This is a genomic window from Curtobacterium sp. AC268 (assembly GCF_979258745.1).
This window is the reverse complement of the sequence record NZ_OZ409878.1, coordinates 1,094,990-1,120,167: the sequence shown is the minus strand read 5'-3', so window position 1 is coordinate 1,120,167 and position 25,178 is coordinate 1,094,990. Positions and strand designations below refer to the sequence as shown.

Below are 25,178 nucleotides of genomic sequence, written 5' to 3'. Positions count from 1 at the left end.
CACGCGGGTTGTCGGTCGTGACGGCTACCCTTGTCGCGTGGTCACCGCCCTGTATCGCCGTTACCGGCCCGAGAACTTCGCCGAGCTGATCGGGCAGTCGCAGGTCACCGACCCGCTCCGCACGGCGCTCCGCACGAACCGCGTCAACCACGCCTACCTGTTCAGCGGCCCGCGTGGCTGCGGCAAGACGACGTCGGCCCGCATCCTCGCGCGCTGCCTGAACTGCGCCGAGGGCCCGACCGACACCCCCTGCGGTGTCTGCCCGAGCTGCGTGGAACTCGCCCGCGACGGCAGCGGTTCGCTCGACGTCATCGAGATCGACGCCGCGAGCCACAACGGTGTCGACGACGCCCGTGACCTGCGCGACCGTGCCGTGTTCGCCCCGGCTCGCGACCGCTACAAGATCTTCATCCTCGACGAAGCGCACATGGTGACGCCGCAGGGCTTCAACGCGCTGCTCAAGCTCGTCGAGGAACCCCCGGAGCACGTCAAGTTCATCTTCGCGACGACCGAGCCCGAGAAGGTCATCGGCACCATCCGGTCGCGCACCCACCACTACCCGTTCCGGCTCGTCCCGCCCGCGGTCATGCTCGAGTACATCGAGCAGCTCTGCACGCAGGAGTCCGTGTCGGTGGCCCCCGGCGTCCTGCCCCTGGTGGTGCGTGCCGGCGGCGGATCCGTCCGTGACACCCTGTCGCTGCTCGACCAGCTGATGGCCGGCAGCGAAGACGGTGCGATCGCCTACGAGCGTGCCGTGGCCCTGCTCGGCTACACCGACGCCGCCCTGCTCGACGACGTCGTCGACGCCCTGGCCGTCGCCGACCCGGCGTCCGCGTTCGCCGCGATCGACCGTGTCGTGCAGACCGGCCAGGACCCCCGCCGCTTCGTCGAGGACCTGCTCGAGCGCCTGCGCGACCTGATCGTCGTCGCGGCGACGAACGAGAGCGCCGCCGCGGTCCTGCGCGGGGTCTCGCCGGAAGAGCTCGACACCATGAGCCGCCAGGCCGGGGTCTTCGGCGCGACCGGGCTCTCCCGTTCCGCCGACATCGCGAACCGGGCCCTCACCGAGATGACCGGCGCGACCTCGCCCCGGTTGCACCTCGAACTCATGACGGCCCGGATGCTCGTGCCCGAGGCCGACGACACCCAGCGCGGAGCCCTCGCCCGGGTGGAGCGGCTGGAGCGTCGTGTCGGGGTCGGCGACGCCGGTGGACACCAGGCCGGGGCCGGCGACCAGTCCGCTCCCGCCGTCGCCGCTGCACCGCGTCGTGAGCAGCCGGCAGCCGCGGCTCCTGCAGCGCCTGCTCCCTCGCTTGCCCCGACGCCCGCTCCGGCAGCGGCTCGCACGACGCCCGAGCGTCCCGTCGAGCAGCCCGTCGCGCCGCAGGCCGACTCCGGAGCCGTGGCTCGTGACGCCGCAGCGTCGTGGGCAGCGGTCGCTCCGAGCGCTCCTGGAGCGCCCGCGCAGACGTCGACGGAGCCCGCGAAGTCCGAGCCCTCGAAGCCCGAGCCTTCGACGCCCGCTGCTGAGCCGGTCAGTCCGTCGTCCACCGGTCAGGGCACGACGATCGGTGACGAGCCCGCCGTCCGGACCGTCGGTGCCGTCGGGTTCCAGCAGATGCGCGACTCCTGGCCGCAGATCGTCGAGCACGTGCAGCACGCCAAGCGTTCGGCGTGGTCGGTGGTCGTCACGGCGCAGGTCACCGCGCTCCGAGACGACGTGCTGACGCTGACGTTCCCGAGCCAGCAGGACGTCGCCTCGTTCAAGGAGATGTCCGACCCCTCGGCGAGCGTCAGCGAACTGCTCCGTGCCGCCATCGTGGACGTCCTCGGTCTGCGCGTGAAGTTCGTCGCCCGCGGGCCCGGACAGCAGCAGCGTCCCCAGCAGCAGCAGCAGCAGCCGGCTCCGGCGCAGCAGGCCGCGCCGGCCCAGCGTCCGGCTCCCCCCACGCAGGTGCCCGCCGCCGCTGCCCCGACCCCGGCCCCGGCTCCGGAGCCCACAGCACCGGAAGCCCCGGCGCCGGCGTCCGCTGCCGCCCCCACACCGACGGCCACCCCTGCCACGGAGCCGAAGGCCGCGACGGCAGCACCCGAGTCGACGGCGGCCCCTGCGCCGACGGCAGCGGCGGCTCCGAAGTCCGCACCGGCGCCGAAGTCCGCGCCGGAGCCGAAGGCAGCGCCGACCGCGCCCGCGCCGCAGCGCGAGCGGACACCGGCCGAGCCGACCCCCGCTCCCTCCGGTGCGCCGGTGACGGACTGGGCGGTCGCGACCATCCCCGCCAGCGACCCCACCACCGACGCCGTCCCGGAGTCCGTCGAGCCCAGTTGGGCAGCACCCTTCGGCACCGTGCCGGCGTCCGCGCCGGTCGCTCCCGCCGAGACGAGCACGCCCCAGCCGACCGAGTCGGCACCGTCGGCCGCACCCGCGCGACCGGCCGGTGCCACGGCCGGGCAGCCCGAACAGCCGACCGCCCCGGGTCCGCAGGCGGCGTCCGGAGCGTCAGCCGTGCCTCCCGGCGGTCCCGTCGCGCCGGGCGTACCGGTCGACGACTACCCGCTCGACGACGAACCGTACGACGACGGCGCACCGTTCCCCGACCCGGGGATCGGGCGCGGCGCAGCGCCCGCAGCCGCGGCGCCGGCAGCCCCGGCGCAGCAGGCCGCACCGCAGCGCGCGGCCGAGCCCGCCGCCGCTCCCGCACGCACCGCACCGCCCGCGCGCCGCGCCCCGGTCGCCGGCCGGTACGGCGAGGCCGTCGTGCGTGAGATCCTCAACGCCCAGTTCATCGAGGAGACCGCTCTCCACCAGGACGGTGCCTGATGTACGACGGGATCGTCCAGGACCTCATCGACGAGTTCGGCCGCCTGCCCGGCATCGGACCGAAGTCTGCGCAGCGCATCGCCTTCCACATCCTGCAGACCGAGTCGTTCGACCCGAGTCGTCTGTCCGAACTGCTGGCCGACGTCAAGGAGCGGGTCCGCTTCTGCGAGATCTGCGGCAATGTCACCGAGAACGTCCAGTGCAGCATCTGCCGTGACCCGCGCCGCTCGCCGGCCACGATCTGCGTCGTGGAAGAAGCGAAGGACGTCGCCGCGATCGAGCGCACCCGGGAGTTCCGTGGGCTGTACCACGTGCTCGGCGGGGCGATCAGCCCGATCGACGGCATCGGACCGGACGACCTCCGCATCCAGCAGCTCATGACGCGCCTGGCCGACGGCACCGTGGCCGAGGTCATCATCGCGACCGACCCCAACCTCGAGGGTGAGGCGACGGCGACCTACCTCAGCCGGCTGCTCGTCCCGATGGGCATCCGCACCACGCGGCTCGCGTCGGGGCTGCCGGTCGGCGGCGACCTGGAGTACGCCGACGAGGTCACGCTCGGTCGTGCCTTCGAGGGGCGCCGCGTCGTCGGCGGCTGACCCCCACGCAGGATCCTTGCGTCGGGGCCCGCTCGCACGCAACATCCCCGAAACACCGACTACCATTGTGAGACCGCGTGACCTCGCGGTGTCGCCGTCTCCGGGAGTACCAGCCAGTGGCCTTGATCGTGCAGAAGTTCGGTGGTTCATCCGTCGCGGACGCCGAGAGCATCAAGCGCGTGGCGAAGCGGATCGTCGAGACGAAGAAGGCCGGCAACGACGTGGTCGTGGCGGTGTCGGCGATGGGCGACACCACCGACGAACTCGTCGACCTGGCGCACTCCGTCACGCCGATCCCCGCCGGCCGTGAGCTCGACATGCTCCTGACCGCGGGGGAGCGCATCTCGATGGCGCTGCTCGCGATGGCGATCAAGAGCCTCGGGGTCGAAGCGTCCTCCTACACCGGCAGCCAGGCGGGCATGCTCACCGACGCCCAGCACGGCAAAGCCCGCATCGTCGACGTCACCCCGAAGCGCGTGCGCGAGGCGCTCGACTCCGGCCACGTCGCGATCGTCGCCGGGTTCCAGGGCTTCAACCGCACCACGGGCGAGATCACCACGCTCGGCCGCGGCGGCTCGGACACCACGGCCGTCGCCCTCGCCGCAGCACTCGACGCCGACGTCTGCGAGATCTACACCGACGTCGACGGCATCTTCACCGCCGACCCCCGTGTCGTGCCGAAGGCCCGCAAGGTCGACCGCGTCACCAGCGAGGAGATGCTCGAGCTCGCAGCCTCGGGTGCCAAGGTCCTGTACATCCGCGCCGTCGAGTACGCCCGGCGGCACGGCGTCACCCTGCACGTTCGGTCCTCGTTCAACAACAACGAGGGCACCATCGTCTACAACCCTGCCGAGGGGGAAACCGTGGAAGAACCGATCATCACCGGGATCGCCGGAGACCTCTCCGAGGGCAAGATCACCGTCGTGGGGGTCCCGGACCAGCCGGGCAAGGCCGCCGAGATCTTCACCAACGTCGCGCGCGCCGGGGCGAACATCGACATGATCGTCCAGAACGTGTCGGCGGCGTCGACCGGGCGGACGGACATCTCGTTCACCCTGCCGAAGGACCAGGGCCAGACCGTGCTGACGGCGCTCGAGGTCGCGAAGGCCGACATCGGCTACGAGAGCATCCAGTACGACGACCAGATCGGCAAGCTCGCCCTGGTCGGCGCCGGGATGCGCACGAACGCCGGTGTCTCGGCGCAGCTCTTCCGCGCCCTGCACGACGCGTCGATCAACATCGAGATGATCTCCACCTCCGAGATCCGCATCTCGGTCGTCACCCGCGCCGACACCCTGAACGAGGCGATGCGCGTCGTGCACAGCGCGTTCGGCCTCGACGCCGACGCCGAGGCCGTCGTCTACGCCGGCACCGGCCGCTGACGCCCGCTGAACCGTCGATCCGCTGAACCACCAGGAGCACCGCATGAGCACCCTCACCGTCGCCGTCGTCGGCGCCACCGGCCAGGTCGGCGCCGTGATGCGTCGCCTGCTCGAAGAGCGCGCGTTCCCGGCCGACCGGGTCCGCTTCTTCGCGAGCGCCCGTTCCGCCGGCACGACGCTGCCGTTCCGGGGCGAGCAGATCGTGGTCGAGGACTCCGAGCTCGCCGACCCGTCCGGCATCGACATCGCGCTGTTCTCCGCCGGGGCCACCGCCTCCCGGGCCCTCGCGCCGAAGTTCGCCGCCGCCGGGGCGCTCGTCGTCGACAACTCGAGCGCCTGGCGCATGGACCCCGACGTCCCGCTCGTCGTGAGCGAGGTGAACCCGCACGCCATCGACCAGGCGCCGAAGGGCATCATCGCGAACCCGAACTGCACGACCATGGCGATCATGCCGGTGCTCAAGGTCCTCGACACCGAGTCCGGGCTCCGCCGTCTGGTCGCGACGACCTACCAGGCGGTCTCGGGTTCCGGGCTCGCCGGGGTCGAGGAACTCCTGGGCCAGGCGAAGGCCGCACTCGAGCAGGACACCGCTGCGCTGACGCACGACGGATCCGCAGTGACGTTCCCCGAGCCCGTCAAGTACGTCCGCCCGATCGCCTTCGACGTCGTGCCGCTCGCCGGCAGCATCGTCGAGGACGGCCTGGGCGAGACCGACGAGGAGAAGAAGCTCCGGAACGAGAGCCGGAAGATCCTCGAGCTGCCCGACCTGCTCGTCGCCGGCACGTGCGTGCGCGTCCCCGTGTTCACCGGGCACTCGATCTCGGTGCACGCCGAGTTCGAGCGCCCGCTGTCGCCCGAGCGTGCGACCGAGATCCTGTCGAGCGCACCCGGAGTCGAGCTCTCCGACGTCCCGACCCCGCTGCAGGCCGCCGGCCAGGACCCGGCGTTCGTCGGCCGCATCCGCGCGGACCAGTCCGCGCCCGAGGGTCGCGGCCTCGTCCTGTTCGTCAGCAACGACAACCTACGGAAGGGCGCCGCGCTCAACGCGGTGCAGATCGCGGAGACGATCGTCGCGCGCCGCTCCGTCGACGCGTAGCGCGCCGAGCGCGACCAGCAGACGGACAGGAGGCCCGTGGCGACACCGCCACGGGCCTCCTGTCCGTCTGTCGGATGCCGCCGGTAGGATCGACGGGTGGCAGAGCAGCAGGTGGACCCCATCGACGTCGTCCTGATCGGCGGAGGCATCATGAGTGCCACGCTCGGGGCCATCATCCACAAGCTCGAGCCCAGCTGGAAGATCCGCGTGTACGAGCGGCTCGGCACGGTTGCGCAGGAGTCCTCGAACCCGTGGAACAACGCCGGTACCGGGCACTCGGCACTGTGCGAGCTGAACTACACGCCGGAACTGCCGGACGGCCGTGTCGACATCGCGAAGGCCGTCACGGTCAACGAGCAGTTCCAGGTCTCGCGGCAGTTCTGGGCGCACCTGGTCGAGACCGGTGTGCTGCCGGAGCCGTCGAACTTCATCAACCCCACGCCGCACATCTCGTTCGTCTGGGGCGAGGCCAACGTGGCCTACATGCGTGCCCGGTACGAGGCCATGCGTGACCACCCGCTCTTCGCCGGCATCGAGTTCTCGGACGACCCGGCGCAGATCCGGAAGTGGGCGCCGGCGCTCATCCCGGGCCGCAAGAAGGACCAGCCGATCGCGGCGACGTACTCGGCGGCCGGCTCGGACGTCGACTTCGGGTCGCTCACCCGCCAGCTCTTCGACCAGCTCGAGATCGACGGTGTCGAGTTCGAACCCTCGCACCAGGTCACCAACCTGACCCGCTCGAAGGTGTCCGAGGGCTGGGTGGTCAACGTCCGCAACGAGATCGGCCGGTCGACGCAGCGCATCGCCGCGAAGTTCGTCTTCGTCGGCGCCGGTGGCGGAGCCCTGCACCTGCTGCAGAAGTCCGGCATCCCGGAGATCCGGGGCTACGGCGGCTTCCCGGTGTCGGGCGAGTTCCTGCGCACCGACGACCCCGAGGTGGTGCAGAAGCACTCGGCCAAGGTCTACGGCAAGGCCAGTGTCGGCGCCCCGCCGATGTCGGTGCCGCACCTCGACACCCGCATCGTCGACGGTGGTTCGTCGCTGATGTTCGGGCCGTACGCCGGGTTCAGCCCGAAGTTCCTGAAGCAGGGCTCGGTCCTCGACCTGTTCCGCTCGATCCGGCCGCACAACCTCCGCCCGATGCTGAGCGTCGCGTTCTCGAACTTCGACCTGGTCCGCTACCTGGTCGGCCAGCTCCTCGCGTCGAAGCACACCAAGTTCGAGGCGCTCCGTGACTTCATGCCGAGCGCCGAGCCCGAGCACTGGCACCGCATCACCGCTGGGCAGCGCGTCCAGGTGATCAAGCCCGACAAGGACAAGGGCGGTGTGCTGCAGTTCGGCACCGAGGTCATCACCGCCGCCGACGGTTCGATCGCGGGGCTGCTCGGGGCGTCGCCGGGTGCCTCGACCGCCGTGCCGATCATGCTCACGATGCTGCACCGGTGCTTCCCGGACCGGTGGGACGCCTGGCAGGACGACGTCCGAGCGATGGTGCCGACCTACGGGCAGGACCTCGGGGACGACCCGGAGCTGGCGGACGCCACGCTCGAGCGCACCGCGAAGGTGCTCGGCCTGCACCACTGAGGACTGCACCGGACCGCTCCGGTTTGCAGTCTGTTCGAACGTGTGTTCGAATGACGGCATGCGGTGGAGTGGACAGGCGATCAATGCCGAGCAGAGCGACGCGCTGCCCGGGATGGAGTCGAACAGCGGGTTCGTCCGGAGCGTGACGACGCCCGAGTTCGCCGGGGTGACCTTCCACGAGATCCTGGCGAAGAGCGCTCTGAACCGGGTGCCGAGCGCGGACGGCTCGGGCACGTACGGCTGGACGATCAACCCGTACCGCGGGTGCAGCCACGCGTGCGTGTACTGCTTCGCGCGCCCGACCCACACCTACCTGGAGTTCGACGGCGGCGCCGACTTCGACCAGCAGATCGTGGTGAAGACGAACGTCGCCGACGTGTTGCGTCGTGAGCTCGGCAAGCCCTCGTGGGACCGCCACCCGGTGGCGCTCGGCACGAACACCGACCCGTACCAGCGGGCCGAGGGGCGGTACCGCCTGATGCCCGGTGTGATCGAGACGCTGGCGGAGTCGCGCACCCCGTTCAGCATCCTGACGAAGGGCACGCTGCTGCGCCGCGACCTCCCGCTGCTGGCCGAGGCGGCGAAGGTGGTGCCGGTCGACCTCGCGATGTCGATCGCCGTGTACGACGACTCGCTGCAGCAGTCGGTCGAGTCCGGCACCCCGACGACGTCGGCCCGGCTGGCGACCGTGCGGGCCATCCGCGACGCGGGGCTCGACTGCGCGGTGTTCCTCATGCCGGTGCTGCCGTACATCACCGACACCCGCGCACACCTCGACGACGCCATCGGTCGGGCGACCGCGGCCGGCGCGACGAGCATCATGTACTCGGCGCTGCACCTGCGACCCGGCGTCAAGCCGTGGTGGTTCGAGTGGCTCGGCCGCGAGCGACCCGACCTGGTGCAGCGGTACCGCGCGATGTACCTCGACAACACCTACGCGCCGAAGGACTACCGACGGTGGCTGTCGGAGCGCATCCGCCCGATCCTGGCGGCCCACGGTGTCGGACTGGGGCGGGTGGACCCGGCGACGGGCTCGATGGGCTTCTCCGAACCGCGAACGATGCAGTCGGGCGTGCCGCAGGAGCAGTCGGTGCCGACGGTGTCGCCGCTGAAGCGCGCCGACCCCGGGTTCGACCAGCGGCTGCTCCGGCCGGCGGCGGCACAGACGCTGTTCTGAGGGGTGTCCGTCCGGGTCGTGTCCGGTCCACGTTCGGGGGACAGCAAGACCCCGGTCCGGGCCGCTATCATCGTGCGGGTCGCCGCACGGCCCCGGATTCGGGGTACACGGCCGCTGCTCCGGTGGTTGGATCGTGGACGGCGCCCTCGCCACCCGGAAGGATCCACCTCGTGCTCGGCATCCCCACGCACCTCGCACCGCGAGTGAACGCGTGGTCGACCGTGCGCGCATTCCACGCCGGTGCCATCGGGTCCCTGTCGGCCGCGGCCATCACGCTCGTGCTCTACGGCCTGTCCGAGCCCGGGGTGCAGGTCGTCGGCACCGCGCTGGCGGTCGTCCCGATGCTCGCCATGATCGGTGTGCACGTGCAGTTCGGCACCCGGGTCTCGGCGATCGCGTTCCTGGCCGTCGGCGGTGTCTGCGCCTGGTGGTTCGCCGTCGGGGTCCAGCAGCAGGTGCCGACCGGGTGGGTGACCTCGTACCTGATGTCCCTCGTCGTGATCCCGCTCATCCTGGTCGGGGGAGCGGGGGCCGTGCCGAGCCGCGTCGTGCTGTGGTCCTTCGTGGGCTTCCTGACCGGACGACTCGCGACCTGGATCGCCATCGTGCAGGCCGACCAATCGCCCCGTCCGCTCATCCTGGCCTGGGTCACCCTGGGCTTCGTGGTCGCGCTCGTGCTCTTCACGACTCGCAGCACGGGCCGGAGCGAACGGGTGCAGCCCGAACTCCTGCGCTCCGCGCGCGAAGAACATGTGTCCGCCTACCGCGCCGGGGTCGAGGCCGAGGCGTCCGCGATCCTGCACGACACCGTGCTCAACCACCTGGGCGCGATCACCCTCGCGCCGGACGGCCCGATGGACCCGCACCTCGCCGAGACGGTCGACGCCGACGTCGCGGTGCTCACCGGCAAGGGGTGGCTCGCGCCGGCCGCCCGCCCGCGTCCCGGGGCCGCGGCCGAGGCGTTCGGCGCCATGGTCGACGAACACCGGACGCTCGGGCTGGACGTGACCGTCACCGGGGACACCTCCGCGCTCGAACGACTGGACCAGCGTGCACTGTCGGCGGTCGTCCGGGCCGTCGGCCAGTGCCTGGCCAACGTGCGGAAGCACGCGGGCACCGACGCCGCCGAGGTCAGCGTGTTCGACGACAGCGCGTCCTGCACGGTCATGGTCGTCGACGACGGTCGTGGGTTCGACGAGGACGCCACCGGAGCCGACCGGATGGGCCTCCGCGGTTCGGTGCGTGAGCGGATCGGCCGGGTCGGCGGTGACGTCCAGATCTGGTCGTCGCCCGGTTCCGGCACGAGCGTCATGATGACCGTGCCGTACGGACCGGTCACCGGCGCGGTCACCGTGCCGGTGGTCAGCGACGATCGGGGGACCGAGCGATGACGGCCGCACGGCAGCGCGGATCCCGCCGCACCGCGCAGCAGTACGACCCGCTCGGCGCGATGGGGTCGCGGCCCCTGGCCCTCGTGCTCGGGGCCGGCAGCGTCGTCTGGGCCCTGCTCGTGTCGATCTTCGACCGCGACGTCGTGGGCAGCCCCACACTCAGCGCCCTCACGGTGCTGCTCGTCGCGGCCTCGGCGGTGGTGGTGCTCGCTGCCTCGAGCCCGTTCCGTGCGCCGTTCCCGCGGTCGGCGTTCGTCGCGCACGTCGGGTTGCTCGGCCTGGCGTCGGTCACGAGCGTCGCGGCGCAGTGGGGGCCGGACCGCAGCGCCCTGAACGACTTCATGTCCCTGATCACCGCGACCGGCATCGTCATGGTCGCGCCGTACCGTCCGTGGACCGACCTGACGATCGGCGGGCTCGTCCTGGCCGCCGTGAACGCCGTGACCTGGGGCGCTGGTGCAGCCGAGTTCCCGCACGAGGTGCCGGTCGCCGTCGCGGCGTTCCTGGCCGCGGCCCCGACGCTCGTGCTGACCGCCGCGTCCGCCGTGTTCGCCTGGACCTTCGCCGGGCTCGCCGAACGGGTGCAGATCCGTGCCGGGTCGTACTCCGTCGCGCGTGCCGAGCGGGACGGCATCGCAGCGAGCGTGCAGCAGGACCGCTCGACGATCCTGTCCCGCGACGTCGCCCCGTTCTTCGCCGAGCTCCGCACGCGCGACGTCATCACCGACGCCGACCGTGCCCGTGCCCGCGCGATCGCCGACGGCATCCGGGCGTCCATGGTCGCCGACGCCGATCGCACCTGGTTCGAGCACGCCGTCCGGGTCGACGGCGGCCAGGCACCGGTGGTCGACGACCCCGACGGCCTCATCGCGACGCTCGACACCGACCAGCGGGCGGTCGTCCGCACCTTCGTCCGTGCGGCCCTCCGCGCGTCGACCGTCGACCCGGCCGGGTTCCGCGCGACCGTGCGACGCGCACACACGGTGGCGGACCAAGCAGCCCAGGCACCCGCACCCGCTCGTGTGTCCGTCGACGTGGAACTCGCCGTCGCGGACTCCGACATCGGCATCCACCGCACCTTCGACCCCTACTTCGCCGTCCTCCGCGTGACGTTCCCCGACCTCGACGTCGCGGTCCGCCCTTCCGCCCTCGCACTAAGGTTCTCCTATGACCAGCACTGACCCGAACAGGCTCTCGGAGGGGTCGCCGTCCCTCCCGAACCCGGGAGCACGACGTGTGCGGCTGGCCATCCTCGACGACCACGAGGTGCTGCTGGACAGCCTGTCGAGCTGGATCGCGGTGAACGCGTTCGACTTCGACCTGGCCCTGACCGCGCACACCTGGCTCGAGATGGTCCACAGCGACAGCTTCCCGACCGACCTGGTGTTCCTCGACTTCCAGCTCAAGGAACCCGTCTCGATCGAGGCACGCGTCCGCACCTGCCGTGCCGCCGGCGCGAAGGTGATCGTGCTCTCGAGCGTCGACAGCCGTGAGTCCCGCGACCGTGCCCTGGCCGCCGGCGCCGCGGCGTTCCTGTCGAAGTCGCTCCCGATGCGCGAGGTCATGGACGTCGCCCGCGAGATCATGGGCGTCGCCCGCGAGACCCCGCAGCCCCGGGAATGGCGTCCGCTGCCGACGGGTGCCGCAGCCCACCAGCGGCCGAAGCTCAGCGCCGGTGAAGAAGAGGCGCTGCGGCTCTACGTGTCCGGCTACTCGACGAACGAGGTCGCCGCGCAGATGAACGTGCAGTACGAGACCGCCAAGACCTACCTGCGTCGCGTGCGCGAGAAGTACAGCAAGGTGGGCCGCCCCGCTTCGAAGAAGTCCGACCTCATCCGGCGGGCCGCCGAGGACGGGTTCCTCGCGTAGTGGCGAAGCTCTACTTCCGCTACGGCGCGATGAACAGCGGCAAGAGCACGGGCCTGCTGCAGGCCGCCTACAACTACGAGGAGCGCGGGCACCGGGTGCTGCTCGCCAAGCCTGCCGTGGACACCAAGGGCGACCGTGAGATCGTCTCGCGCCTGGGCGTCACCCGGACCGTCGACATCGTCTTCTCCCCGGACGCCGACGTGCGCCAGGCCGTCACCGCCGCCGGCGCCGTCGACCCCGAGTCGGGCCGCCTGGACGGCATGGTGCGGCCTGTCAGCTGCGTGCTCGTCGACGAAGCGCAGTTCCTCACCCCGCGGCAGGTCGACGACCTGCTGCGCATCGCGGTGCTCGACGAGATCCCGGTCATCACGTACGGCATCCGCACGGACTTCCGCACCGAGGCGTTCCCCGGAAGCGCCCGCCTGCTCGAGGTCGCGCACTCCCTCGAAGAGCTGAAGACCATCTGCCGCTGCGGCCGCAAGGCGGTCTTCAACGCCCGCACGGTCGACGGTCGGTTCGTCTTCGACGGCTCCCAGGTCGCGATCGACGGCGTCGACGTCGCCTACGAGTCGCTCTGCGCCAACTGCTACCTGACGGAGTCCGGCGGCCGCCTCGACGGCGCCTGACCGCGCGGCGCCCGAGACGCAACCGAAGGGCGGACTGGAGGCGCGGCGCGGCCCCGCCACGGGCCTCCAGTCCGTCGCGTGCACCGGAATGCGCGCGCGCCCGCGCGCGTTGGTGACCACATGACCGACGACACCCTGCACCTGTCCGTCCTCGACCTGGCCACCCGCGAGTACGGCCAGTCCAACACCGAGGCCCTGCAGGGGTCCATCGACATGGCCGTGCACGCCGAGCAGCTCGGGTACGAGCGGTTCTGGGTCGCCGAGCACCACGGGATGCCTGGGATCACGTCCTCGGCCCCGGCGGTGCTGCTGAGCGCCGTGGGTGCGGCCACCTCGACCATCCGCATCGGTTCGGGCGGCGTCATGCTGCCGAACCACGCGCCCCTCGTCGTCGCCGAGCAGTTCGGCACGCTCCGCGCCCTGTACGGCGACCGGGTCGACCTCGGGCTCGGGCGCGCTCCCGGCACCGACGGCGCCACGGCGATGGCCCTCCGCCGCACGGACCGACTCGACGTCGACGACTTCCCGGACCGCCTGGCCGACCTGATCGGGTTCTTCACCGGCATGGGCGCGGAGAACCCGCTGGCCGGCATCCGCGCCGTGCCGGGCTACGGCGACGTGCCGGAGTTCTGGCTGCTCGGGTCCTCCGGCTACAGCGCACAGGTCGCCGGTGCGCTCGGCATCTCGTTCGCGTTCGCCCACCACTTCGCGTCGGACAACACCGAGGCCGCACTCGCCCTGTACCGCGACTCGTTCCGTCCGTCGCGCTTCCGCCAGACGCCGAACGCGCTGATCGGCGTGCAGGTCGTCACCGACGAGGACCCCGCCGTCATCGACGAGCAGAGCGCCCCGGGCATGATCTCGTTCATCCGGATGCGCTCGGGCCGGAAGCCCGAGCCGGTGTCGATGGACGAGGCGCGTGCGTACGAGTTCAACGACCTCGAGCGTCGGTTCATCGCGGCCCGCACCGAACGTCAGGCCTACGGCAACGCCGAGCAGGTCGCCGAGAAGATCAACGCGCTCGTGGCGTCGACCGGCGCGAACGGCGTGATCGTGTCGCCCGGTGCTGCTCAGGCGCGGTACCGGCACCAGGCGCTCGACGTCGTGGCCGGGCTGCACGCCGCCGGCAGGCTCGTGCCCGCGGGCGCGGCTGCTGCGTCCGTCGGCTAGTCAGTCGAGTTCGTTCGCTTCGTGAGCAGGAATGGTCGGGTGTCCACTGGGCACCCGACCATTGCTGCTCACGGAGTTCCGCGGAGGCTCAGGTGAGCAAGCCCAGGCGCGTGGCCGCGGCGACCGCACCGACGCGGGAGCCGACGTCGAGCTTGCGGAACACGTTGTAGACGTGCCGCTTGACGGTGCCGATCGCGAGCTGCAGGTCGCCGGCGATCTCGGCGTTGCTGCGTGCGGCGGCGATGAGTCGCAGGACCTCGAGCTCGCGGTCGCTCAGCGGTGAGCCGGCACGGGCCTCGGTGACGAGGTCGACGGGGAACGTGACCGGAGCCGCGTCGGCATGTGCTGCACGCGCGATCCGGTCGACGAGTTCGCGGCTCGGGGTGTCCTTCGTGACGAAGTCGACCGCACCGGCGTCGAGCAGGGTGCGGCGGAGGACCGCGTCACGGTGCATCGTGAGCACCACCACCCGGATGTCCGGGCGGGTGCGGCGGATCGTGGCGATCGTCGTCCGTGCCGGAGGACCGTCCAGTTCGACGTCGAGCAACAGGACGTCGACCGCGGCGGCCTCGGGGGAGTCGAGCACCTCGGCCGGTCGCTCGCCGTGTGCGACGACGCGGATCGTGGGGACCGCAGCCAGGATGGTGGCGAGCCCTTCACGGAACAGCCGGTGGTCGTCGACGATGGCGACGTGGGTGACGGTCACAGGGTGCCCCTCGGGATCCTCAGGCGGACGGTGGTGCCGTGCTGTCGGCTGCCGCGGGTGCTCTCGACGTCGAGCCGAGCGCCGATCACCGCGGCGCGCTCGCGCATCGTCTGCTGGCCGAGGCGACCGTCGGCATCGCTGTGCACGTCGAAGCCCGGGCCGTCGTCGGTCACCGTCACCACCACGGCAGCGGGGGACCACGCGAAGTGCACCGAGGTCGTCGACCCCGGTGCGTGCTTGCCGCGGTTCGTGAGCGCCTCGAGCAGGATCGTCAGCGCTTCCTCGGCCTGCCAGTTCGGCAGTGGACCGGAGGTGCCCGTCGACTCGATGGACAGGCGGTCGTCGTCGGGGAACAGGTCGTGCACGTGCCGGCGGAGCGCGTCGTCCAGCAGCGCGTCACCGACGCGGGCGTGCAGGCTCACTGCGAGGTCCTGCACGTCGCCGAGCGCACTCCGGAGCAACCGTGCCGCGTCGTCGAGCTGCGCGGCACGCTCGTCCGAGGGCGGGTCCGTCAGCAGGACGAGGTCGAGGCGCTGCAACCCGGCGAGGATCCCGTGTGCCACGCGGTCGTGCAGGTCTCGCGCGATCTGCGTGCGGGAGTCCAGGTGTGCCGTGGTGACGCGCTGGCGCAGTGCCTCCGTGTACGCGACCGCCCCGGCCGGGAACCGGCTCCAGATGCCGGCGTGCAGGGCTCTGGTGGCACGCAGGACCTCGGCAGTGGACTCCGCGCCGACCTCGTCGACGAAGACCGGCAGGTAGGCGTCGAAGAGCATCTCCGCCGCGAGCATGGCGCCGGCCGGGTGCTGGGCGTGCTCGGCGTGCAGACTGCCGGTCGCCAGGTGCTCGGGGTCGAGGAACGCGTGGCTCACGACGCTGCCGTCGGTCCCCGCCGCGTAGCGCTCGTGGGCCTCGGCGATCATCGACGTGACGTTGTCCGTCAGGTTCTTCGCGAGCACCGGGTCGTCCGCGATGTCGGGGAACTCCGCGGCGATCGTGGTGAGCACGGCGGCGAGGGGATGGTCGTTCTGCATGGCGCTTGCGAGCGTAGCGGGAGGTGGTGTCCACAGCGGGGGACGAACGGACCGAGTGGGTCGTGCGACCCATCGGACGGACGAGCTGTACCGGAAAGCAGAAGGCCCTGGTTCCGGAGAACCAGGGCCTTCTTCGTACTGTCTCAACACAGTGTCGGGGTGACAGGATTTGAACCTGCGACCTCCTCGTCCCGAACGAGGCGCGCTACCAAGCTGCGCCACACCCCGCGGTGTGATCACTCCGTACCGGAGCAACCCGACAATACTATCCGATGATCCAGGGTGCTCACGACCATCCGGCGAACTCCCGGGCGCGTCGGCTCAGGAAGCCCGGGCGGTGAGGGTGACCACGACGGCCTCGGGCCGGCAGGCGAACCGGACGGGGGCGTAGATCGAGGTGCCGAGACCCGCGGAGACCTCGAGCCACGACCAGTGGTTGCGGTGCTCCCACTTGTGCAGCCCGCTGGCGTACCGGCGGGGGAGGTCGCTGTTCGTGACGAGCGCACCGACCCCGGGGACCGCCACCTGACCGCCGTGGGTGTGCCCGGCGAAGATGACGTCGGCGCCCTGGGTCACGAAGGCATCGAGCACGCGACGGTAGGGGGCGTGCGTGACACCGATCGCGACCGGCGCGGGGCCGTCCTCGTCCTCGGACCACGGCACGTCACTGCGCATCTCGTCGACGTTGGTGGGCAGCAGGTCGAGGCGGTCCCAGTCGCGGTGCGCGTCCGAGGTGCCGAACAGCTCGAAGCGGGAGCCGCGGAGTTCGATCGCGTGCGCCTGGTCGTTGAGGTCCAGCCAGCCGAGCGACTCGAAGAACGCCGTCTGCCGATCGATGTCGAGCCCGACGGGCTCCGCGGCCTTGTGCATCCGGCTCGGCCCGGAGAAGTACTTGAGCGGGTTGCGCGGGGACGGCCCGAAGAAGTCGTTCGACCCGTAGGCGAAGACCCCGGGCACCCCGCGGAACGGCTCGAGCGCGTACTCCACGGCGGCGTTCGCGGTCGCGTGGCCGAGGTTGTCCCCGGTGTTCACGATGAAGTCCGGTTCGACCAGGCTCAGGTCGCGCAGCCACTGCTGCTTGTCGGCCTGCCACGGGGCCATGTGGATGTCGGACAGGTGCAGGACGGTGACGTCACGGGAACCCGGCGGGAGCACCGGGACGGTCTCCCACCGGATCCCGAAGCGACGGCGTTCGACGAGCGAACCCCAGGCTGCCGAAGCAGCTCCGACGGCCGCACCGGCTGCGAGGACCCCGAGTGCGGCGCGCCCGCGGGTCACTTGCAGTCCTTGGGCGCCTTGCCGTTCTTGTCGCCGTACAGCTTGATCCGCACCTGGTCGCCCTTGTTCGCCGTGGCACTGATCGCCGGGTCGACCGCGGCGACCTTGCAGGTCTTGTCACCGCCGCCCTTGGCGTAGTCCTCAGTGATGCTGACGTTGGTGAAGCCAGCGTCGTTCAGGGCCGAGCGGGCATCCCCGAGGGAGTCGCCGCCGATCTCCGGAACCGTCGCCTGGGTGCCGTCCGACGTGTAGACGGTGACGCTCGAACCCGAGGACAGGAGTGCACCGGCCGCCGGGGACGTCGAGGTCACGGAACCGGGGTTGCCGGGGCCGGGTCGGGCACCGCCGTCGACGTAGGTGAACCCGGCGCCGGAGATGGCCGCACGGGCCTCGTCCGCGGTCTTGCCCTGCAGGTTCGGCAGCGCCTTTGCGTTGCCGCGCAGCGCCGAGCTGTTCGGGTCGGTGAACGCGCCGGCCGGGTACGTGGCGTTGATCGGGGTCATCGCCTGCCTCCAGACGTCGGCACGGACACCGGCGTACGTGCCGTTCACCCCGTTGCTGTAGTGACGGAGGTTGTTCAGCTTGCCGTCGGTGTTGCCCTGCCAGTAGGCGGTCGCGACGCGCGAGCTCGCGCCCACGAGCCAGATCTGGTTCGCGGTGTCCGTCGTGCCCGTCTTCGCGAAGAGCTGCGTGCCGTCCGGGGTCTGGGCGCCACGCGCGGTACCGCTCGTGATGGTGCCCTTCATCGCGTAGACCGCTGCGTGCGCGACCTCGGGGTCGATGGCCTGCTTGCAGTCCTTCGTCTGGCCGCCGAGCTTCTTGCCGGACGGCGAGGTGATCTCGTCGATGGCGATCGGCTTGCAGTAGATGCCGTTGTTGGACACGGCTGCGTAGGCGGCCGCCATCGTCATGGGCGCGATGTCGTTCGTCCCGAGGACAGCCGACGGGTTGTACTGCAGCTCGCCGCCGTCCGCGCGGTGCACACCGAGCGATTCGGCGGTGTCCCGGATGTCACAGAGGTCGAGCTTCTGCGCCATGTTCAGGAACGCCAGGTTGATGGATCCGGCAGTCGCTGCTGCGACGGTGTAGTTGCCGCTCTCACCCGGGCTGTCGTTCTTGGGGTTGTAGTCGCCCGCGTAGACGGGCTGCCCGCACGCGGTCCAGCCGGTCGACATGTTCCGCGGCGCACCGCTCACGACCTCGTTGAGACCGTGTCCGGCCTGCAGCCAGGCGAGCAGCGTGAAGAGCTTGTACGTCGATCCCGTCTGGAAACCGCCGGAGTTGCCGTACTTGTAGTCGACGCTGTAGTTGATGCTCGTCGACGTCGGCGCGGACTTGAGGGACTGGTCGTAGTCCTTGTTCTGCGCCATCGTGATGATGCGTCCGGAGCCGGCTTCGATGGAGTTGAGCGTGGCACCGAGGGCGAGGTTGGTCTCGGCCTTGTTGTCGTACGTGTTGACGAGGCGCTTCTGCTCGGCGTTCAGGTTGATGTTCAGCGTCGTCTGGATCTTGTAGCCGCCGTTGCGCCAGGCGGTGTCGCGGGCCTTCTGCGACGAGCCGAGCTGCGACATCTCCTTGACGACCTTGACCGCGTAGTCGCAGAAGAACTGCGAACCGTCACCGACCGAGGCACGGCAGCCCTGCGAGGGCTCGGTCAGGTGCACGTAGTCCGCCGGCTTCGACTGGCGGGCCGTGCGGTACTCGGCCTCGGTGAGGTTCTTCTGGTCGTACATGGAACGGAGCACGACGTCGCGTCGGGCGACGTTGGCCTCGTACTTCTTCGGGTTCGACAGGTTGCGCGCCTCGGGGTACTGCACGATCGCGATGAGCGACGCGGCCTCGGCCGGGGTCAGGTCGGTGGCGCTCTTGTTGTAGTAGTGCTGTGCCGCCGCCTGCACGCCGTACGTCTGGTCGCCGAAGTAGGCGATGTTCAGGTAGGCGGTGAGGATCTCCTTCTTGGAGTACTTCTTCGCCAGGCCGATCGCGAGCTTCATCTCCTCGAGCTTGCGGGGGATGGTCTGCTCGACGGCCTCGTTGTAGGCCTTGACCTGCTCCTTCTTCGTGGGGAGCTCGAGTGCCTGCTGCATCTTGATGTTGCGGACGAGCTGCATCGTGAGCGTCGATCCGCCACCGGATTCGCCCAGGCCACCGGCGATGCTGCCCACACCGGCACGCACCAGGGAGGTCATGTCGACGCCGCCGTGGTCGTAGAAGCGCTTGTCCTCGCCGTCGATCGCGGCGTTCTTCAGCTGGTCGCTGATCTGGTCGAACTTCAGCTCTTGGCGGTTCTGGTCGTAGACCGTCGCGAAGTGCGTCGACTTGCCGCCCGAGTACGCGTACAGCTCGTTGCGCTGGGGGAGGTCACCGATCTCGATGTACTCCGGCAGGGACTCGAACACCCCGATCGTGGACGTCGTCGTGACACCGGCGACCGCGATGGCCGGCGTGACGCCGATCGTGACGAGCAGGCCGGCGAGGGCACTGAACCCGACGAATCCGATGAAGGCGCCGACTGCTGAGACGGGCTTGGTCCGCGATGCAGACGTCTTCTGGGCAGACATAGGATGCAGCCTAAACGACACCCCCGACTGAAAGGCTGGCAAGGAACCGCATGACTCGCTGGGAGTACTTCACCACGCCGCTGATGATCCACAACACCACCGCGATCCTCAACAACTACGGGGACGAGGGCTGGGAGCTGGTCCAGATCGTCACCGGACCCGAGGGCGGTCTCGTCGCCTACCTGAAGCGCCCCAAGGCCGACGCATGAGCGTCTCCGACCGGCTCGCCGCGCTCGGCCTGACGATCCCCGCGGTCGCCGCGCCCGTCGCCGCGTACGTGCCCGCCGTCGTGACGGGACAGTACGTCTACACGGCCGGCCAGCTGCCGTTCGTCGACGGCGCCCTGCCCGTGACCGGCAAGGTCGGCACCGCCGTCGACGCCGAGACCGCCGCCGCCCAGGCCCGTGTGGCCGCGCTGAACGCCCTGGCCGCCGTGCAGTCGGTCGCCGGGTCGCTCGACCGCGTGGCGCGGGTCGTCAAGGTCACGGTCTTCGTCGCGTCGGACCCGTCGTTCACCGGGCAGCCCGGTGTCGCGAACGGGGCGTCGACCCTGGTCGGCGAGGTCTTCGGTGACGCCGGCGTCCACGCGCGGAGCGCGGTGGGCGTCGCGGTGCTCCCGCTGGACGCGCCGGTCGAGGTCGAGCTGGTGGTGGAGCTCACCGCCTGACGGACCGTCAGTCGAACGCAGGACGTGAGCAGGGCCTCCAGTCTGGATCTGACTGGAGGCCCTGCTTCCGTCTGGCGGGACTACATGAGTTCCGCGATGGTCGCCATGATCGTCGGGTCGGCCAGCGTCGTCGTGTCGCCGATGCGGCGGCCCTCGGCCGCGTCGCGGAGCAGCCGACGCATGATCTTGCCGGAGCGTGTCTTCGGCAGCTCCGGCACGATGACGACCTGGCGCGGCTTCGCGATGGCGCCGATCCGCTTGCCGACCCAGTTGCGGAGCTCCGCGGAAGCGGTGTCGCGGTCGACGTCGGCGGCGGCCTCGGCGGTCAGGATGACGAAGGCGACGACGGCCTGCCCGGTGGTCTCGTCGGCGGCACCGACCACGGCGGCCTCGGCCACGCCCTCGTGCCCGACCAGGGCGGACTCGATCTCGGCCGTCGACAGGCGGTGCCCCGAGACGTTCATGACGTCGTCGACGCGCCCCTGCACCCAGATGTCGCCCTGCCCGTCGAGCCGCGCGCCGTCGCCGGCGAAGTAGCGGCCGGGGAACCGCGACCAGTAGGTCTCGACGAACCGGTCCGGGTCGTTCCAGATCCCGCGGGCCATCGACGGCCACGGTTCGGTGATCGTCAGGTAGCCGCTCTCGCCCGGGTCGGCGCGGTTGCCGTCGTCGTCGACGATCTCGGCGACGATGCCCGGCAGCGGCGTCTGCGCGGCGCCGGGCTTGAGCTTCGTGACGCCGGGCAGCGCGGAGATCATGATCGCGCCGGTCTCGGTCTGCCACCACGTGTCGACGATCGGCGTGCGGTCGTGGCCGATGACCTGCCGGTACCACTGCCACGCCTCGGGGTTGATCGGTTCGCCGACGCTGCCGAGCAGTCGGAGGGTCTCGAGGCTGCGCGCCTCGGGGATCTCGCGGCCGGCCTTCATCGCCGCGCGGACCGCCGTCGGTGCGGTGTACAGGACGGTCACGCCGTAGGCGTCGACGAGGTCCCACCAGCGGCCGGGCTTCGGCTCGTCCGGGGTGCCCTCGTAGAGCACCTGGGTGACGCCGTTGGCGAGCGGGCCGTAGACGACGTAGGAGTGCCCGGTGATCCAGCCGATGTCGGCGGTGCACCAGTAGACGTCCTTCTCCGGGTGCATGTCGAAGACGTTCTTGTGCGTGTAGGCCGCCTGCGTCAGGTAGCCACCGGAGGTGTGCACGATGCCCTTCGGCTTCCCGGTCGTGCCCGAGGTGTACAGGATGAACAGCGGCGTCTCGGCGGGGAACGCCTGGGCCTCGTGGGTCGGCGCCGCCTTCGCGAGCTCGTCGTGCCACCAGAGGTCTCGGTCGTTCCACGCGATGTCGTTGCCGCCGCGCTTGACGACCAGGACGTGCTCCACCGTGTCGGTGCCCTCGCCGGTCAGTGCCTCGTCGACGGCGGGCTTGAGCGGTGAGACGGCACCCCGCCGCCACCCGCCGTCCGCGGTGACGACGAGCTTCGCGCCGGCGTCCTCGATGCGGGCGCGGAGGCTCTCCGCGCTGAACCCGCCGAAGACGACCGAGTGCACGGCACCGATGCGGGCGACGGCGAGCATCGTCACGACGGCCTCGGGGATGAGCGGCAGGTACACGACCACCCGGTCGCCCTGGCCCACACCGAGGTCGGTGAGCATGTTCGCGGCGCGCTGCACCTCGGCGGTCAGCTCGGCGTAGGTGATGCGGCGCGTGTCGCCGGGAGCACCCTCGAAGTGGATCGCGACCCGGTCGCCGTTGCCGGCGCGGACGTGTCGGTCGAGGCAGTTCTCGGCGACGTTGAGCGTGCCGTCGGCGAACCACTTCGCGAACGGGGCGCCCGACCAGTCCAGGGTCTGCGTGAACGGGGTGCGCCAGTCGAGCAGGGAGCGGGACTGCTCGGCCCAGAACGCCTCGCGGTCGGCTGCTGCCGCGTGGTGGAGGTCCTCGCCGGCGACCGCGTCGGCCACGAACTCGGGCGGCGGTGCGAAGGTCGCTCCGTCGTCGCCTCGGGGGTCGGTCTGGGTCGGAGTGGACATCGATGTCCTTTCGCGTCGTTGCGGCCTCTGGTGGCATCCGTCGTGGTTGCGTGCGTGCATCCGCGGCGTGCGCGTGCGTGCATCCGCGGCGGTTGCGTGCGTGCATCCGTCGCCGGTGCCTGCGTGCATCCGGAGACTACCCCTCGGCCGGGTCGGGGCGCGGCACGCCCGGAGGTCGTGTCCGGGGTTGCCCTCGAGGGCCGATCGTGGGGTACAGTAGTTCCCGCTGGACTCGTTTCCGGCGGCATCGAATCGGATTCCCCCCAATCCCTCGATGTCAAGGCGGCACCTGTTCCCCCCAACCGGTGCCGCCTCTTCTGTTTCCCGGGGTCCGACTCGAGCGACGGTTGCTCGTCGGGCTCCGTCGTGTGCCCCGATCCGCGCAGGGACGCCGGTCGCGTGGACAGACCGGTCCATGCTCGTGCATGCATTCTGCATGTTCTTGCGTAGCAGGTGCTACGCACAGTCCGGCCGTGGGAAGCGGGGGTGGTGGGTCACCCCGAGCGCGTCGGTGTCGCATCATCGACCGGGGTACGGCTTTCCGTTTCGGGGGACAAACCGGTCCGTTGGTGGGGCATACCGACGTTGTCCACAGAAGTGGGGACCGTCTCATCGGGGCGGTCGGTCGCTCCCTACCGTCGGCGGCATGCCCCTGCACCGTGCTCCTCTTCTTCCCCGCGCGTCGGCGTCGGAGTCCCCTTCGGCCTCGGTGTCCGCCGCGTCGCCGTCTCATGCCTCGGCACCCTTCCTTCCGGGGGCCGCGCCGCCGGCGCGTCGCCGAGCCGCCGTGGTCGTCGAGTTCGAGGAACTCGCCGCCCTGGTGACCGATGCCACCGTGACGGACGTCCTGGTGCTCGGCGGCGTGGGGACGTGGGTCGACCGCGGGACCGGCCTCGAAGCCGTCCAGCCGCGACTGACCGAAGCGCGCGCCCGCGAGCTCGCGACCCGCCTCGTCGCGCTCGGCGGTCGCCACGTCGACGAGACCACCCCGTGCGCGGACGTCCGGCACGGCGACGGCGTCCGGGTCCACGTCGTCCTTGCTCCGGTGTCCGTCGGCGGCACCGCCGTGTCGATCCGGCTGCCACAGGTCCAGCGACCCTCCCTCGCCGCCCTCGAGCGCGGTGGGGCCTTCGCGTTCGTCCCGCGGTCGGTCGTCGAGGACGCGGTCGCCGCCCGCCGGAACGTGCTGGTCACCGGTGCGACCGGCAGCGGCAAGACCACCCTGCTCGCGGCGATGCTCGGGAACGTCCCCGTCGACGAGCGCATCGTGACGGTGGAGGACGTCGCCGAGCTCCGGATCGCCCACCCGCACGTCGTCGCGCTCGAGGCGCGGCAGGCGAACGCCGAGGGGGTCGGTGCGCTCGGCCTCGACCGGCTCGTGCGCGAGGCGCTGCGGATGCGGCCCGACCGGATCGTCGTGGGGGAGTGCCGCGGTGCCGAGGTCCGCGAACTCCTCTCCGCCCTGAACACCGGGCACGACGGAGGAGCCGGCACCGTGCACGCCAACGGCATCGCCGACGTGACCGCTCGCCTCGAAGCACTCGGCGCACTCGCCGGCCTCGGCGCCGAGGCGCTCGCCCGGCAGGCCGTCAGCGCCTTCGACCTGGTCCTGCACGTGGAGCGACGAGCAGGACAGCGGCGGCTCGGCGGCGTGGGCACGTTGTGCGTCGGCCCGGACGGGAGGCTCGAGGTGCGCCCGGTGGACGGGCTGCGGTGAGCCGACCCACACCCGACGGCCCGGCGCGGGTGGCCGGGGTACTCGACCGGGTGGCGACGCTGGTCGCGGCGGGCGTCCCGCCGCCGCGCGCCTGGCGGCTCGTCGGCGGACTGCCCGGGGCCGGGGGACCCGCCCAGCAGGACATCGTCGTCGTCCTCCGCGTGGCGGACCGGACGGGAGCGCCCGTCGCGGAGACCCTCCGCGGGCTCGCCGGCGCGCTCCGACGCGCCGCCGCCTCGGACCGCGCGATCCGGGTCGCCCTGGCCGGTCCGCGGACGAGCGCCCGGGTCGTGCTCGCGCTACCGCTCTTCGGGCTGGGCCTCGGTGCGGCCTGGGGTGCCGGCGCCGTCGAGGTCCTGGTCGGTTCACCGGCCGGTTGGGCGTGCTCGTGCACCGCGGCGGCCCTCGTCCTGGCCGGTCGGAGGTGGACCGCCCGGCTGGTCCGTTCCGCGACGCCCGACGGCCGCGTCCCCGGGGTGCTCCTCGACGCCTGGGCCGTGGCGGTCGCCGGAGGCGGGTCGTGGACCACCGCCGGGCAAGCCGTCGCCGAGGCGTCCGCGGGGGCCGCCGCGCCCGCTGGCGACCTGGACCGCCTGCGGGACGTCCTCGACCTCGCACGGCGGGCCGGGGTCCCCGCCGCAGGGTTGCTCCGCCGCGCCGCCGAGGACGTGCGCGACGAGGCCGCTGCCGACGGGCTCGTGGCGGCGGAACGACTGGCCGTCCGGCTGGTGCTGCCACTCGGGGTCTGCGTCCTGCCGGCGTTCGTGCTCGTGGGGGTGGTGCCCGTGGTGGTGGGGGTCCTCTCCTCCACGGTGGGCGGTACCGCGTGAGCTCTCCACAGATGCCACCGGGACCCCCTCGTCGACACCCCATCCCGGACACGCTGGTCCCACCGAACAGAAAGGACGGACACCATGAGCACCACGTCATCCCCCGACCGCCGCACCAGTCGGGCCATCCGCCAGAGTCACCCGCGTCCCCCCGTCGCCCGGTGGCGGTCCCGACTGCGGGACGACCGGGGATCGGCCACCGCCGAGTACGCGGTCGTCATCCTCGCCGCCGTGGCCTTCGCCGGTGTGCTCGTCGCCGTCATGCGCTCCGGCGAGGTCCAGACCATCCTCACCGACCTCGTCCGTGGCGCGCTCTCGCTGTGAGCGCGGCTCAGTGACCGTCGAGTTCGCGGTGGCGCTCCCCGTTGTGGCGCTCGTGCTGACCGCCCTGGTCGCGGCGGTCCTCGTCGTCGACGCGCGGGGCCGCCTGCAACTCGCCGCAGCCACCGCCGCCCGGGCGATCGGGCGCGACGACGAGAGCCAGGGTCGGTCCGCGGCCGACCGGATCGCTCCGGGGGTCTCGCTCGTCGTCCGGTCGGACGGTGACCTGGTCTGCGTCGACGCCACGCGCGGCGGGACCGGACCCTTCGCGGCGCTCCCACTGGCCGCGACGGGGTGCGCCGTGGCCCGAGGGGGCTGA

22 protein-coding genes and 1 tRNA gene are annotated in these 25,178 nt (G+C 71.4%); 17 read left to right on the top strand and 6 right to left on the bottom strand.

Annotated features, from left to right (window positions below; translation table 11 throughout):
• The first annotated feature begins 37 nt into the window (after window positions 1–37).
• From ACZZ9K_RS05195 to ACZZ9K_RS05145, 11 genes are all read left to right on the top strand, one after another.
• Window positions 38–2,821, top strand: coding sequence for a DNA polymerase III subunit gamma and tau (locus ACZZ9K_RS05195; RefSeq protein WP_463443486.1), 2,784 nt, complete (start codon window positions 38–40; stop codon window positions 2,819–2,821).
• Window positions 2,821–3,420, top strand: coding sequence for a recombination mediator RecR (gene recR / locus ACZZ9K_RS05190; protein ID WP_017888680.1), 600 nt, complete (start codon window positions 2,821–2,823; stop codon window positions 3,418–3,420). Before ACZZ9K_RS05195 ends, recR begins: the two co-directional genes overlap by 1 nt.
• A 116-nt stretch (window positions 3,421–3,536) precedes the next feature.
• Window positions 3,537–4,802, top strand: coding sequence for an aspartate kinase (locus ACZZ9K_RS05185; protein WP_017888681.1), 1,266 nt, complete (start codon window positions 3,537–3,539; stop codon window positions 4,800–4,802).
• 43 nt (window positions 4,803–4,845) lie between these two features.
• The gene (locus ACZZ9K_RS05180) at window positions 4,846–5,898 is read left to right on the top strand and encodes an aspartate-semialdehyde dehydrogenase (protein WP_071405015.1); all 1,053 of its coding nucleotides are present in this window, start codon (window positions 4,846–4,848) and stop codon (window positions 5,896–5,898) included.
• 96 nt (window positions 5,899–5,994) lie between these two features.
• Window positions 5,995–7,482 carry a malate:quinone oxidoreductase gene (locus ACZZ9K_RS05175; protein ID WP_463443485.1) on the top strand — a complete coding sequence of 496 codons (1,488 nt, stop codon included), beginning with the start codon at window positions 5,995–5,997 and terminating at the stop codon, window positions 7,480–7,482.
• A gap of 58 nt (window positions 7,483–7,540) precedes the next feature.
• Complete coding sequence (locus ACZZ9K_RS05170) at window positions 7,541–8,659, top strand: Rv2578c family radical SAM protein (RefSeq protein ID WP_463443484.1); 1,119 nt, start codon at window positions 7,541–7,543, stop codon at window positions 8,657–8,659.
• Between the two features lie 170 nt (window positions 8,660–8,829).
• A complete protein-coding gene (locus tag ACZZ9K_RS05165; protein WP_463443483.1) occupies window positions 8,830–10,050 on the top strand; it encodes a sensor histidine kinase in 1,221 nt (406 codons plus the stop codon).
• Window positions 10,047–11,231, top strand: a complete 1,185-nt coding sequence (locus ACZZ9K_RS05160; RefSeq protein WP_463443482.1) for a hypothetical protein — start codon at window positions 10,047–10,049, stop codon at window positions 11,229–11,231. The genes ACZZ9K_RS05165 and ACZZ9K_RS05160 overlap by 4 nt, the downstream gene beginning before the upstream one ends.
• Window positions 11,218–11,919 carry a response regulator transcription factor gene (locus tag ACZZ9K_RS05155; RefSeq protein ID WP_035808846.1) on the top strand — a complete coding sequence of 234 codons (702 nt, stop codon included), beginning with the start codon at window positions 11,218–11,220 and terminating at the stop codon, window positions 11,917–11,919. The genes ACZZ9K_RS05160 and ACZZ9K_RS05155 overlap by 14 nt, the downstream gene beginning before the upstream one ends.
• On the top strand, window positions 11,919–12,545 hold the full coding sequence (locus ACZZ9K_RS05150; protein ID WP_138803823.1) for a thymidine kinase: 627 nt from the start codon (window positions 11,919–11,921) through the stop codon (window positions 12,543–12,545). Before ACZZ9K_RS05155 ends, ACZZ9K_RS05150 begins: the two co-directional genes overlap by 1 nt.
• 120 nt (window positions 12,546–12,665) lie before the next feature.
• Window positions 12,666–13,715 (top strand): LLM class flavin-dependent oxidoreductase, encoded by a 1,050-nt coding sequence (locus tag ACZZ9K_RS05145; RefSeq protein WP_463443481.1) that lies wholly within the window; start codon window positions 12,666–12,668, stop codon window positions 13,713–13,715.
• A gap of 88 nt (window positions 13,716–13,803) precedes the next feature.
• Here ACZZ9K_RS05145 and ACZZ9K_RS05140 read toward each other — a convergent pair whose 3' ends face one another.
• The 5 genes from ACZZ9K_RS05140 to ACZZ9K_RS05120 all read right to left on the bottom strand — a co-directional run bounded on the left by ACZZ9K_RS05140 (window position 13,804) and on the right by ACZZ9K_RS05120 (window position 19,291).
• Complete coding sequence (locus ACZZ9K_RS05140) at window positions 13,804–14,421, bottom strand: response regulator transcription factor (protein WP_463443480.1); 618 nt, start codon at window positions 14,419–14,421, stop codon at window positions 13,804–13,806.
• Window positions 14,418–15,452 carry a sensor histidine kinase gene (locus tag ACZZ9K_RS05135; protein WP_463443479.1) on the bottom strand — a complete coding sequence of 345 codons (1,035 nt, stop codon included), beginning with the start codon at window positions 15,450–15,452 and terminating at the stop codon, window positions 14,418–14,420. Before ACZZ9K_RS05135 ends, ACZZ9K_RS05140 begins: the two co-directional genes overlap by 4 nt.
• A gap of 154 nt (window positions 15,453–15,606) precedes the next feature.
• Window positions 15,607–15,680: transfer RNA gene (locus ACZZ9K_RS05130), tRNA-Pro, on the bottom strand.
• Between the two features lie 93 nt (window positions 15,681–15,773).
• On the bottom strand, window positions 15,774–16,730 hold the full coding sequence (locus ACZZ9K_RS05125; RefSeq protein WP_418515574.1) for a metallophosphoesterase: 957 nt from the start codon (window positions 16,728–16,730) through the stop codon (window positions 15,774–15,776).
• Window positions 16,727–19,291, bottom strand: a complete 2,565-nt coding sequence (locus tag ACZZ9K_RS05120; RefSeq protein ID WP_463443478.1) for a transglycosylase domain-containing protein — start codon at window positions 19,289–19,291, stop codon at window positions 16,727–16,729. The genes ACZZ9K_RS05125 and ACZZ9K_RS05120 overlap by 4 nt, the downstream gene beginning before the upstream one ends.
• 50 nt (window positions 19,292–19,341) lie before the next feature.
• Here ACZZ9K_RS05120 and ACZZ9K_RS05115 point away from each other — a divergent pair, with 50 nt between their 5' ends.
• Together ACZZ9K_RS05115 and ACZZ9K_RS05110 are read left to right on the top strand one after the other, a co-directional pair.
• Window positions 19,342–19,500, top strand: coding sequence for a DUF4177 domain-containing protein (locus ACZZ9K_RS05115; protein WP_017888699.1), 159 nt, complete (start codon window positions 19,342–19,344; stop codon window positions 19,498–19,500).
• The gene (locus ACZZ9K_RS05110) at window positions 19,497–19,958 is read left to right on the top strand and encodes a RidA family protein (protein ID WP_138803817.1); all 462 of its coding nucleotides are present in this window, start codon (window positions 19,497–19,499) and stop codon (window positions 19,956–19,958) included. Before ACZZ9K_RS05115 ends, ACZZ9K_RS05110 begins: the two co-directional genes overlap by 4 nt.
• An 80-nt stretch (window positions 19,959–20,038) precedes the next feature.
• Here the strand turns inward: ACZZ9K_RS05110 and acs are convergent, their stop codons facing one another.
• Window positions 20,039–21,991, bottom strand: a complete 1,953-nt coding sequence (acs, locus tag ACZZ9K_RS05105; protein ID WP_463443477.1) for an acetate--CoA ligase — start codon at window positions 21,989–21,991, stop codon at window positions 20,039–20,041.
• Window positions 21,992–22,778: 787 nt separating this feature from the next.
• Here acs and ACZZ9K_RS05100 point away from each other — a divergent pair.
• The 4 genes from ACZZ9K_RS05100 (at window position 22,779) to ACZZ9K_RS05085 (ending at window position 25,178) form a co-directional block, all read left to right on the top strand.
• A complete protein-coding gene (locus ACZZ9K_RS05100; protein ID WP_463443476.1) occupies window positions 22,779–23,708 on the top strand; it encodes a CpaF family protein in 930 nt (309 codons plus the stop codon).
• The gene (locus ACZZ9K_RS05095; protein WP_185974197.1) at window positions 23,705–24,538 is read left to right on the top strand and encodes a type II secretion system F family protein; all 834 of its coding nucleotides are present in this window, start codon (window positions 23,705–23,707) and stop codon (window positions 24,536–24,538) included. Before ACZZ9K_RS05100 ends, ACZZ9K_RS05095 begins: the two co-directional genes overlap by 4 nt.
• A gap of 84 nt (window positions 24,539–24,622) precedes the next feature.
• Window positions 24,623–24,862, top strand: coding sequence for a DUF4244 domain-containing protein (locus ACZZ9K_RS05090; RefSeq protein ID WP_463443475.1), 240 nt, complete (start codon window positions 24,623–24,625; stop codon window positions 24,860–24,862).
• A gap of 10 nt (window positions 24,863–24,872) precedes the next feature.
• Window positions 24,873–25,178 carry a TadE family type IV pilus minor pilin gene (locus ACZZ9K_RS05085; protein WP_463443474.1) on the top strand — a complete coding sequence of 102 codons (306 nt, stop codon included), beginning with the start codon at window positions 24,873–24,875 and terminating at the stop codon, window positions 25,176–25,178.

What these genes read in the sequence shown, in the direction of transcription:
- recR (WP_017888680.1), top strand. Translation starts at nt 2,821, where the DNA reads ATGTACGACGGGATCGTCCAGGACCTCATCGACGAGTTCGGCCGCCTG.
- ACZZ9K_RS05180 (WP_071405015.1), top strand. Translation starts at nt 4,846, where the DNA reads ATGAGCACCCTCACCGTCGCCGTCGTCGGCGCCACCGGCCAGGTCGGC.
- ACZZ9K_RS05170 (WP_463443484.1), top strand. Translation starts at nt 7,541, where the DNA reads ATGCGGTGGAGTGGACAGGCGATCAATGCCGAGCAGAGCGACGCGCTG.
- ACZZ9K_RS05160 (WP_463443482.1), top strand. Translation starts at nt 10,047, where the DNA reads ATGACGGCCGCACGGCAGCGCGGATCCCGCCGCACCGCGCAGCAGTAC.
- ACZZ9K_RS05155 (WP_035808846.1), top strand. Translation starts at nt 11,218, where the DNA reads ATGACCAGCACTGACCCGAACAGGCTCTCGGAGGGGTCGCCGTCCCTC.
- ACZZ9K_RS05145 (WP_463443481.1), top strand. Translation starts at nt 12,666, where the DNA reads ATGACCGACGACACCCTGCACCTGTCCGTCCTCGACCTGGCCACCCGC.
- ACZZ9K_RS05135 (WP_463443479.1), bottom strand. Translation starts at nt 15,452, where the DNA reads ATGCAGAACGACCATCCCCTCGCCGCCGTGCTCACCACGATCGCCGCG.
- ACZZ9K_RS05120 (WP_463443478.1), bottom strand. Translation starts at nt 19,291, where the DNA reads ATGTCTGCCCAGAAGACGTCTGCATCGCGGACCAAGCCCGTCTCAGCA.
- ACZZ9K_RS05115 (WP_017888699.1), top strand. Translation starts at nt 19,342, where the DNA reads ATGACTCGCTGGGAGTACTTCACCACGCCGCTGATGATCCACAACACC.
- ACZZ9K_RS05110 (WP_138803817.1), top strand. Translation starts at nt 19,497, where the DNA reads ATGAGCGTCTCCGACCGGCTCGCCGCGCTCGGCCTGACGATCCCCGCG.
- acs (WP_463443477.1), bottom strand. Translation starts at nt 21,991, where the DNA reads ATGTCCACTCCGACCCAGACCGACCCCCGAGGCGACGACGGAGCGACC.
- ACZZ9K_RS05090 (WP_463443475.1), top strand. Translation starts at nt 24,623, where the DNA reads ATGAGCACCACGTCATCCCCCGACCGCCGCACCAGTCGGGCCATCCGC.